Below are 761 nucleotides of genomic sequence, written 5' to 3' on the forward strand. Positions count from 1 at the left end.
ATTATGTGACTATTAGTCTGTCTCGCTCCGTTAGGTGCGAGACAAAAAAACCACCCGCTATGCGGGTGCGCGTCGAAGGTTATACCAAAAAAACTCCGAACGCGATACAATAAAGGTGTTCAAGCCAATTGTAAAGCGAAAGGAGAAAAATATGGCACAAAAGGCTCATAGTTTATCGCACACAAAGTGGCACTGTTCTATCACATTGTGTTCACCCCTAAGTATAGACGAAAAGTTATCTATAATCAATATCGAAGTAGTTTAGGAGAAATATTTCATCGTTTGTGTAGTTATAAAGGAGTTGAAATTATCTAGGATCACTTAATGCCAGACCATGTACATATGTTAGTAAGTATTCCACCAAGGATAAGTATTTCGAGTTTCATGGGCTATTTAAAAGGAAAAAGTTCACTCATGATGTTTGATAAACACGCCAACCTCAAGTACAAGTTTGGGAATCGGCATTTCTGGGCGGAAGGTTATTATGTAAGTACGGTGGGACTCAATGAAGCCACAATTAAGAAATATATCCAAGAACAGGAAAAGCATGATATAGCACTAGATAAATTAAGTGTAAAAGAATATGAGGATCCCTTTAGGGATAGTAGTAAGTAATACTAAAGCCTCTTTGAGAGGCAAGTGACGAGTCAAGAGCAATGAGGCTTGAACAAAGTGAAAGCCAGCGTCTTTAGGCGCTGGCTGGTAATTTGGGCTTATAGCCCTGAGACAAACCACCCGTTTGACGGGTGGTTATGATTTTC

At 39.6% G+C, this 761-nt stretch carries 1 pseudogene; it reads left to right on the plus strand.

Annotated elements, in window-relative coordinates:
• Positions 1-151: 151 nt before the first annotated feature.
• A pseudogene (tnpA, locus tag HT698_RS10015) lies at positions 152-615 on the plus strand (IS200/IS605 family transposase).
• Positions 616-761 lie beyond the last annotated feature (146 nt).

Source organism: Streptococcus sp. 3109 (assembly GCF_013276905.1).
In the GTDB taxonomy this organism is placed as follows: domain Bacteria; phylum Bacillota; class Bacilli; order Lactobacillales; family Streptococcaceae; genus Streptococcus.